Source organism: Dietzia sp. B19 (assembly GCF_014145155.1).
Lineage (GTDB): Bacteria > Actinomycetota > Actinomycetes > Mycobacteriales > Mycobacteriaceae > Dietzia > Dietzia natronolimnaea.
The window spans coordinates 1-9,420 of record NZ_JAALED010000498.1 but is presented as its reverse complement, the minus strand read 5'-3'; the positions used below and the strand labels follow the sequence as shown (position 1 = coordinate 9,420).

The 9,420-nt window shown below is 69.9% G+C and carries 9 protein-coding genes; 4 read left to right on the top strand and 5 right to left on the bottom strand.

What is annotated here, in order from left to right:
* Both G6020_RS13710 and G6020_RS13705 read left to right on the top strand, forming a co-directional pair.
* Window positions 1-1,327 (top strand): family 1 glycosylhydrolase (locus G6020_RS13710; protein WP_241732719.1); only part of this gene is annotated, 1,327 nt, incomplete at its 5' end.
* 9 nt (window positions 1,328-1,336) lie between these two features.
* On the top strand, window positions 1,337-2,998 hold the full coding sequence (locus G6020_RS13705; protein ID WP_182610994.1) for a serine hydrolase: 1,662 nt from the start codon (window positions 1,337-1,339) through the stop codon (window positions 2,996-2,998).
* A gap of 70 nt (window positions 2,999-3,068) precedes the next feature.
* Here the strand turns inward: G6020_RS13705 and G6020_RS13700 are convergent, their stop codons facing one another.
* The 3 genes from G6020_RS13700 to ppk2 all read right to left on the bottom strand — a co-directional run bounded on the left by G6020_RS13700 (window position 3,069) and on the right by ppk2 (window position 6,347).
* Window positions 3,069-4,202, bottom strand: coding sequence for an AI-2E family transporter (locus G6020_RS13700; protein ID WP_182610993.1), 1,134 nt, complete (start codon window positions 4,200-4,202; stop codon window positions 3,069-3,071).
* A 54-nt stretch (window positions 4,203-4,256) separates the two neighbouring features.
* Window positions 4,257-5,300, bottom strand: coding sequence for an enoyl-CoA hydratase/isomerase family protein (locus G6020_RS13695; protein ID WP_182610992.1), 1,044 nt, complete (start codon window positions 5,298-5,300; stop codon window positions 4,257-4,259).
* A gap of 114 nt (window positions 5,301-5,414) precedes the next feature.
* Window positions 5,415-6,347, bottom strand: coding sequence for a polyphosphate kinase 2 (gene ppk2 / locus G6020_RS13690; protein WP_241732718.1), 933 nt, complete (start codon window positions 6,345-6,347; stop codon window positions 5,415-5,417).
* Between the two features lie 83 nt (window positions 6,348-6,430).
* Between ppk2 and G6020_RS13685 the strand changes: the two genes are divergently transcribed.
* Both G6020_RS13685 and G6020_RS13680 read left to right on the top strand, forming a co-directional pair.
* Window positions 6,431-6,982 carry a TetR/AcrR family transcriptional regulator gene (locus G6020_RS13685; protein WP_182610991.1) on the top strand — a complete coding sequence of 184 codons (552 nt, stop codon included), beginning with the start codon at window positions 6,431-6,433 and terminating at the stop codon, window positions 6,980-6,982.
* Window positions 6,979-7,689, top strand: coding sequence for an HAD hydrolase-like protein (locus G6020_RS13680; protein WP_182610990.1), 711 nt, complete (start codon window positions 6,979-6,981; stop codon window positions 7,687-7,689). The genes G6020_RS13685 and G6020_RS13680 overlap by 4 nt, the downstream gene beginning before the upstream one ends.
* Window positions 7,690-7,930: 241 nt before the next feature.
* Here G6020_RS13680 and G6020_RS13675 read toward each other — a convergent pair whose 3' ends face one another.
* Together G6020_RS13675 and G6020_RS13670 are read right to left on the bottom strand one after the other, a co-directional pair.
* On the bottom strand, window positions 7,931-8,620 hold the full coding sequence (locus G6020_RS13675; RefSeq protein ID WP_182610989.1) for a DUF559 domain-containing protein: 690 nt from the start codon (window positions 8,618-8,620) through the stop codon (window positions 7,931-7,933).
* A 446-nt stretch (window positions 8,621-9,066) separates the two neighbouring features.
* A partial coding sequence (locus G6020_RS13670; RefSeq protein WP_277815284.1) for an ABC transporter C-terminal domain-containing protein occupies window positions 9,067-9,420 on the bottom strand: 354 nt, incomplete at its 5' end.

Genomic DNA, 9,420 nt, shown 5'->3' with positions numbered 1-9,420 from the left:
GAAGAGTTCCTCGCCGCGAGCCTGCGGCGGCGACACCCCGGCCGTGGCGTGCGATCACTACCACCGCCACGCCGAGGACGTCCGCGACCTGGCCGCCCTGGGCGTCGACGACTACCGGTTCTCGATCTCCTGGTCGCGGGTCCTGCCCACCGGGCGCGGGCAGGTCAACCGGCCCGGCCTGGACTTCTACTCGCGGCTCGTCAACGACCTCCTGGCGGCCGGGATCCGCCCGGTGCCCACCCTCTATCACTGGGACCTTCCCCAGGCCCTGCAGGACGAGGGCGGCTGGCTGAGCCGGGACACCTCGCAGGCCCTGGCCGACTACACCGCCGTGGTGGTCGACGCCCTCGGCGACCGCGTCACCCGCTGGCTCACGCTCAACGAGATGAACGTCCACACCCTCTACGGCCACGGACTCACCGATCACGCGCCGGCGCTCGGGATGGGACTGGACTGCCTGCCCGTGGCCCACAACCTGCTCCGCGCACACGGTCTGGCGGTCGGGGCGATCCGTGCCGCCGGCCCCCGGCACGAGGTCGGGGTGGTGCAACAGCACTTCCCCGTCATCGCCGCGACCGACTCCCCGGAGGACGTCGGGGCCGCCGAGATGTTCCGCATCCTGACCAACTGGCTGTTCTCCGATCCGGTCCTCCGGGGCGCCTACCCGGAGGACTGGGTGGCCGAGCTCGTCATGACCACCGCCGGCCTGACCGCCGACCAGCTCGAGCAGGACCTCGTCGTCATCGCGAGCCCCCTCGACCACTACGGCGTCAACTACTACGAACCCACGGTGATCGAGTCCCCACGCCCCGACGCCGACTACGCCGGGGTGCTCGAGGTGGACTTCCCGGAGGACATGCCGTTCCGCCCGGTGCGGATCGAGGGCGTCGAGCGGACCGACTTCGACTGGCCCGTCGTGCCGTCGGGCCTCACCGACATCCTCGTGGCCCTCCACGAGCGCTATCCGGGACTGCCGCCGGTGACGGTGACCGAGAACGGGTGCTCGTACCACGACGGACCCGGTCCGGACGGCGCGGTCCACGACGAGCGCCGGATCGACTATCTGCGCGCGCACCTGGCGGCCGTGATGGACTCCCTCGACGCGGGCGTGACCGTGGACGGCTACTACGTGTGGTCGGCGATGGACAACTTCGAGTGGGCCGCCGGGTACGCCGAGCGTTTCGGCCTGGTCCACGTCGACCACAGCACCCTGACGCGCACCCGCAAGGACTCCTGGTACTGGTATCGCGACCTGATCGACGCGCACCGCAACCGAGTCGCGGGGAATGGTCCGACACGGGCCTCCGGGACCCCTCCGGCGGTCTAAGCTGGGCGGATGACCACCGATTCGGCCACCGGGCACCGTCGGACCCTGGGAGCGATCAGCGTGTGCGCGGCCGTCGCGCTCCTCGGATCGGCGTGCGGGACACCGGTGGCCACACCCGGCCCCGACGAGAGTCCGGCCGCCTACTCGGGGCTCGAGGTCAGCGAGGACCGGATCGAGTACGCGATCGGCAAGGTCACCGACATCGTCGAGGAGGAACTGGACGCCTCCGGCATCCCGGGCGCGGCCGTGGCCGTGGTGCACGGCGGCGAGGTGGTGCTCGCGGAGGGGTTCGGCGTCCGGGACACCAACACGGGCGCCGAGGTGGACGCCCGGACCGTCTTCCCGTTGGCCTCGATCTCCAAGTCGGTCAGCGCCACGGTGGTGGCAGCGGAGAGCGCCAACGGAGAGGTCGACTGGTCCACACCCGTCAGCGAGTACCTGCCGTGGTTCGAGCTCTCCGATCCCCAGCTGTCCCCCTTCGTGACCGTCGGCGACGTCTTCGCGCACCGCTCCGGGCTGCCCGGGCACGCGGGTGACGACCTCGAGGACCTGGGCTACGACCGACCCGCGGTCCTGCACGGGCTGCGCCACCTGCCGCTCACGCCGTTCCGGGCCTCGTACGCGTACACCAACTTCGGACTCACCGCGGGGGCCGAGGCGGTGGCGGTCGCGGCGGGGACCCCCTGGGACGAGCTGGGTCGCGAGCGCATCTTCGACCCGCTCGGTATGACCGACACCTCGTATTCCCACGACGAGTTGCTCGAACGGGACAACCGGGCGGTCGGCCACGTCCGCGCCGACTCCCCCGACTCCGCGGACCAGGGCGACCCGGACGGGGAGTGGGTCCCGGCCGATCCCCAGCGCGACCCCGACGCCCAGGCCCCGGCGGGGGGCCTGAGTTCGTCGGTGACCGACATGGCCGCCTGGATGGCGATGGTGCTCGACGACGGCAAGGGGCCCGGCGGCTCCCAGGTCGTGCCCGCCGAGGCGTTGCGCGAGGCCCTCACCCCGCAGATCGTCTCCTCGCCTCCCCGGGCCGCCGCGGACCGCCCCGGTTCCTACGGCTACGGGTTCAACATCGGTACCAGTTCCTCGGGGCGGGTCCAGTGGAGCCACTCCGGGGCGTTCGCCCTCGGGGCGGGCACCGCGATGCTCATGCTGCCCTCGCTCGACCTGGGGATCATCACGGTGACCAACGCCTCGCCGAGCGGGGTGGCGGAGACGATCAACGCCAGGTTCGCCGACTACGCCCAGTACGGCGACCCCACGCTGGACTGGCGGGATCTGTTCGGCCAGGCGTTCGCGTCACTGCTCGACCCGGTCGGGGGCCTGGTGGACGCGACCCCACCGGCCGATCCGGCACCGTCGAGGGACCCGGCCGAGCTGGTCGGGACGTACCGCAACGACTACTTCGGGACCCTCGAGGTCAGAGAGTCGGAGGACGCGCTGGAGATGACCGTCGGCGGCGCCGCCGCCTGGCCACTCGAGCCCTGGGTCGGAGACACGTTCGCGGTCGAACCGCGGAGTGAGAACTGGCCGCCGGGGTCGCGGGGTTCCGTGACGTTCGACGACGACGAGGTCACCGTCGAACTCCTGGACGGCAACGGTCTCGGGACCTTCACCAGGGCGCCCGCCGGGGACGAACCCGGCGATCCCGGATCCCCCGACTGACCGCGCGCGTCCGCCGCCCCCGGCGCAACCGGCGCAACCGGAGCCCCCGCCCCCGCGCCCGCGGGGAGGGTCAGCGCGGTGCCGGCAGCTTCCCGGCCCGCCGCCGGTCGCGTTTGGCATCGGCGTCGGGAGTGGTCATGAACGTCGAGAACCACGTCATCCGGGGGTCGGCGTCCACGAGGAAGGCCTTGACCGCGAGGGTCAGCGGCACGGCCAGGATCGCGCCCAGAGCACCGGCCACGGACGCCCAGAACACCAGCGAGAGAAACGTGACGGTGGGGGTCAGCCCCACGGCGTCGCCGGTGAACTTGGGCTGGATGAAGCTCTGGATCACCAGGTTCACCACGCAATAGATCACCACCACCCAGATCGCGTCGACCGGCCCACCGGTCAGGAGTGCGAACAGCGCGGGCGGCACGAGGCCCAGGACGAAGCCGATGTTGGGGATGTAGTTGGTGACGAAGGCCAGGACGCCCCACACCATCGCCAGCGGTACCCCGATGATCATCAGCGCCACCACGTCGACGACCGCCACGATGAGGCCGAAGATCGTCGAGACGATCCAGTACGACTTCACGCCGTGGGTGAAGGAGCTCAGGGCGTCCGCCAGGCGGGGCCGTTGGCGGGCGATCACGGCCCGACGGCGGGTGATGCCCGGGATGTCGAACACCAGGAAGGTCAGCGCGATCACCAGGACGGTGAGTTGGCCGCCCGCCGAGGACAACTGCCCCGCCACGTTCTGGACGGTGCCGATGATCGTGCCGGGGTCCACGCCCGCCAGACTCGATGAGACCTGGTCCTGACTCACCCCGAACCGGCCGAGGAACTCGATCATCTGGCCATAGAGTTCGACGAACTTGTCCTGGTACTGCGGGATCTCCTCGGCGGCGATCCACAGCGCCCACACCAACATCCCGACCAACGCGGCCAGCAGGAGGTAGAGCACAACCAGGACGATGATCATCCCGCCCCACCTCGGCAGGCCGACGCGCTCGAGGAGCCGCTGCAGCGGCTGGGCGGCGATCACCAGGTTGAGCGCGAGGAAGGCGGGCATGACCATGTTCGCGTGCTGGGAGATCCCCCAGAGCACGACGAACGCGGCGGCCAGGGACACCACGGTGACGCCGGCGATCCCCCAGCCCTTGGGCTCCTCGTGCGGGGCGAGCACATCGGGTTCGCGCGCGCCGTCACCGGTGGTGGTCATGGCCCCTCCTCGACCCGCGCCCCGTGCGCTGGACGCCGATCAGAGTAGACCCTGTCAGCCCCCGGTCAACGCCGAACGGATGGCGTCCACGTGAACGTCGTCGAGGTCGGCGGGGTCCCAGGTGGGGTTGCGGTCCTTGTCGATCACCACGGCCCGGACGCCTTCGACGAAGTCCGGGCGGGCGGTGATCCATCCGCCCAGCGCCAACTCGGCCGCCAGGCACTCTCGCAGATCGCTCGCGGCCGCCCCTGCGCGGAGCAGCTCGATGGTCGCGATGACGGACGTCGGGCAGTGCGACCGCAGCATCTCGAGGGTCGAGGTGGCCCATTCGTCCTGCGCACCGGACTCCAGGGCCGCGACCATCTCCTGCACGGTCGCACGGGAGAAGACGTCCTCGATCCGGTCGATGTGCTTCTCGACCGCGGACTCCCCCGCCGCCGAGTGCTCGAGGCCGTGGCGCTCCAGGGCGGCGTCCAGGCCATCGGACCCGACGGCGGAGACGAACGCATCGCGGTCGGCGTCGTCGATCAGGTGGGTGGCCAGACCCGTGTAGAGCGCGTCGGCGGAGTTCATCCGGACCCCGGTGGTGCCGAGGTAGATCCCCACCGCGAGGCCCCGGGTCCCGCCGCCGCACAGGCGGGGCAGGAAGTGGCTGGCGCCGACGTCGGGGATGAACCCGATCGCCGTCTCCGGCATGGCCATCATGACCTTCTTGGTGACCACGCGGTGCGAGCCGTTGATGGAGATCCCGAGGCCGCCGCCCATCGCGACGCCGTGGATCACGGCGACGGTGGGCACCCGGTGCGTGTGGTACGCGAGGTCCATCGCGTACTCCTCGGAGAAGAACTCCCGGTTGGTCTGGTGCTCGCCGGCGGCCGCGGCGTCGCGCAGCGCGCGGATGTCGCCGCCCGCGCAGAACGCCTTCTCCGAGGTACTGGTGGTGACGACGGCCTCCACTCCCGAGTCCTGCGACGCGGCGTCCAGGGCGGAGTGCAGGGCCCGGCACATGGGCAGGTCGAGGGAGTTCAGTGCCTTGGGGCGGTCCAGGACGATGTGCTGCATCCGGCCTTCTCGCCGGGTGGTGACGAATTCGCTCATGCCCCCAGTGTGGCAGGCCGGTCTGTGCCCGTCGCCGGGATACTAGGAATTCCTACCTAGGCCGCCCCCGCCGCCCCGCCCGGCGTCAGGTCGCCGATCGTGCCCCGCCTCCGGTCAGAGCAGCTCCGACGCCACGTCCGGGACGTACTTGAACTCCTCGCGCGGCGGGCGCTCGTAGCTCGCACCCTCGGGTCGTTCCGGGATCTCGAACGTCGGCGGCTCCAGCTTCTCCCACGGCACGGTGGAGAGCAGGTGCGAGATGACGTTGATGCGCGACCGCTTCTTGTCCTCCGACTCGACCGTGTACCAGGGCGCCTCGGGGATGTCGGTGTGGACGAACATCTCGTCCTTGGCACGGCTGTACGCCTCCCACCGGTTGATGGACTCCAGGTCCATCGGCGAGAGCTTCCACCGGCGCATGGGGTCGTCGTGCCGCGAGCGGAAGCGGCGCTCCTGCTCCTCGTCGGACACGGAGAACCAGTACTTGCGCAGCATGATCCCGTCCTCCACGAGCAGGCGTTCGAAGATCGGCGCCTGGTGCAGGAAGCGGCGGTACTCGTCCGTGGTGCAGAAGCCCATCACACGCTCCACGCCGGCCCGGTTGTACCAGGAGCGGTCGAAGATCACGATCTCCCCGGCCGCGGGCAGGTGCTCGATGTAGCGCTGGAAGTACCACTGTGTCTTGTGCACCTCTGTCGGGGCGGGCAGCGCGACCACGCGGGCGTGCCGAGGGTTGAGGTACTGGGTGATGCGCTTGATCGCCGAGCCCTTGCCGGCGGCATCGCGACCCTCGAACACCACGACGAGACGGTTCCCGGTCTCCTTGAGCCAGGCCTGCATCTCCACGAGCTCGGCCTGCAACCGCTCGAGCTCGGCCTCGTAAGCCTTCTTGGGCAGCTTCTCGAGACCGCTGGGGAGCTCCTTCTTCGTCGACCCGTTCGTGGCGCCGCGTGAGGAGGACGTGTTCTTCCCGCTCGAGGTGTTCTTCCCGCTCGAGGTGTTCTTTCCGCTCGAAGTGGCCTTCTTGTCGTCCTTCTTGCTGCCCATGCCCGCGATCCTACGGCCCCGGGCCCACCCTCCCGGGCCCTTCCGGATGCGACCCTCCACCCGCGCGCGCGATAATGGGGTGCGTGAGGTCCCGAGACAACATTCTTCGCGCGACCCGAGCGGTGATCGGGGACGTGGGGTTCGACGGGGTCAACATCGCCGTCGTGGCCAAGCGGGCCGGGGTGAGCCGACAGACGGTGTACTCGATCTTCGGCTCCCGTGAGGAGTTGATCGGCGAGGCGGTCACCGAGCGGTTGACCGCGCTGGTCGGCGCCTACGAGTCCGTGATGGATTCGGCCGACTCGCTGCTCGAGGTACTGGTGGAGATCGTGATCGAGGCCCGGCGTCGGATTCTGTGTGACCCGCTCCTGCGGGCCCTGACGCTGTCCGGCGAGGGCAATCCGATCCACTACCCGGGTGCCGTCGACAGATCCCTCGAGTACACGGCCCACCTGCTCGGACCGGCGGTCGAGCGCTTCCCCGAGTTCGCCGACCGCATCGACTTCCTCGCCGACGTCGGCGTGCACATCGGCTGGTCGGTGATGGTGCTCGATGATCCCGACTCCCGCTCCGACGCCGACCTGCGGGCGTTCCTCACCGCCTGGCTCGCACCGCTGCTGCAGCCGACGTCGTGAGCACCCTGCTCGTCCTCTGGGACCTCGACCTCACGCTGCTCGACCCCGCCGGGTTCGGCTCGCGGATGATCGCCCCCGCGCTCGCCGAGATGGTGGGCCGTGAGCCCGTCATGGGCGTCTCCTTCGCCGGGCGGACCGACCGCGCGATCTGCACCGACCTGTTGGAGAGTAACGGGATCGACCCCCGCGAGGACCTCGTCACCTCGCTGCTCCACGCCGTCGCCGAGCGGTGCGAGGCCCACGGGCAGGACCTGCTCGACGCGGGAGGTGGTGCCCTTCCGGGAGCTCACGAGGCGATAGCCGCCCTCGCCTCGGTGGACGGGCTGCACCAGGGGATCGTCACCGGCAACATGCGCCGGACCGCGCTGCTCAAGCTCCGGTTGTGCGGATTCGACGGCCTACCGGATCCGCGGCTAGGGGCGTTCGGGGATCACCACGCCGACCGTGCCGACCTCGTCCGCGGTGCCCTCACCACCGCCCGCGCACGCGGACTCGACGTGACCGCTGAGCGCGCGGTGGTGATCGGTGACCACCTCCACGATGTCCGCGGCGCACTCGATTCGGGGGCCCGCTGCGTCGCCGTCGCCACCGGTCGGGTCTCCGCTGACGAGTTGCGATCAGCCGGTGCCCACGCAGTCCTGCCGAGCCTCACCGATGTAGACGCCCTGCTCTCCGCCTGTCTCGCCGACACCTCCCCGACCTGCTGACCTTCACCACTCCCCCGGTGCCTCTCTCCGCTCCCCGGCGTCGGCACGTCCCTGTGAGGCGTGCCCCCGCGCACCGAGAGCGCTCGTATCCCGCGCATTCCCTGAGGTCCCGACACTGGTCGCACTCTCCGTGTCGCTGGTCGTCGCTACCGTGCCGAATCTGCACAAACGCCACGGTGAATGCGACCACCGGCTCCGGGCACCCGGTGGAAGCCGCAGCGCTCGCGCAGATCGACAAGGCCTACGGTGCATATCGCCCTCTGGCGAGAGCTGCTCTGATCTGACGCAGGACCGCCGCCGGGTTGCGCATCATCTGAGCGGTAATCCGGACCACCTGCCAGCCCATCTCCGCGAGTTCGGCGTTGATCCGCGAGTCTCTCTCCCACGTGGAGCGGCTGCTGTGGACCCTGCCGTCATAGAAGATCGCCACCTTCTCTCGCGGATACCCGAAGTCGGCTGTCGTGACAATTGCTCCGAACTCGTTATGGATGGTCACCTGCACCTCGGGATCCGGAACATCTGATCGCTGGAGGATCAGCCTGAGTCTGGTCTCCGGTGGGGAGTCCGCCCGCCGATCGCAATGGTCGAGCAGGCCCCGCACCCGGGGCAGCCCGCGTACGCCGCTGAGCTGCGCCGCCAAAGCCCTGACCTCGGAGACGTCCGTCCCGGTCCGGTTGCACAGTGCGTCGACTTTCGCGATGGCACGCTCGTCGTCGTCATCCCATCGAGCCACGTCGATCGCTGTGCGGGCCACCGCCGTCACAGCCACACCGTGGCGGGTGGTGAGCTGATCCGCGGGTAGGGGGTGTCTCAGTCGACGCAGTCGCACGCCGCCGGGAGTATGCGGCGTCCCGAGCGCGTAGATCTCGACCTGCCGGGCGACCAGCTCCGGGGCGTACCAGCGCTCACCGTGGATATGCGCTGCGGCCATCCCGCACACCGTCGACCCTGCTGGCGCCCATAATGCTGCAGCGCGAACCAGCGTGGTCGGATCGACGGGCACCGGTGTGCTCACATAGACATCTGGGAACACTCGATGATGCGCGGTGCGGAGGTGGTGCTCCGACACTCGGCCGGAGGCCAGCGCAGCGCTACCGAGGAACGGCTCGGAGTGGGGTGCGGTCACACACCGATGATCGGCCTACCGAGGCCAGACCAGTATCGTGAGTCACCCGCATGTGGATGGGGTGGACGACCATCCACAACGCGACTCGACCCCGTTGGTCGACCTGCATCGTCGATCCTTGACTGCGCTCAGCTATAGGTCGCACTCACCGCGACGATTCGGCAGTATCGGGTCGGTGACTGCGACCTGCGGCACGGTGAGTGCGACCAGTGGTGGGGAGGATCCGCGCGAGGACGTCCCCCCGGGGTGGGTCAGCTCTCGACCTGTTCGCCGAGCTCCATCCAGCGCTCCTCGAGCTGTTCCTTCTCCGCGCTCACGTCCTTGAGATCACGGTCGAGGGACGCGAGCTTCTCCGTGTCGAGCGCCTCCCCTGCGGCGGCGGTGAGGGCCTCGTGGATCGTGGCCTGTCGTTGATCGAGTTTGAGCATCTGGCGCTCGATCTTGGACATCTCCTTGCGCAGCGCCCGCTCGTCACTCGAGCTGAGCCCGGACCCGGCGGAGCCGGCGGTCGCGGCGGATGCCGAACCACCGCCCGATCCACCGCCCGATCCAGCCCCGGGACCCGAGCCCGAGCCCGAACCCGAGCCAGCGGGCTCGCGCAGGAC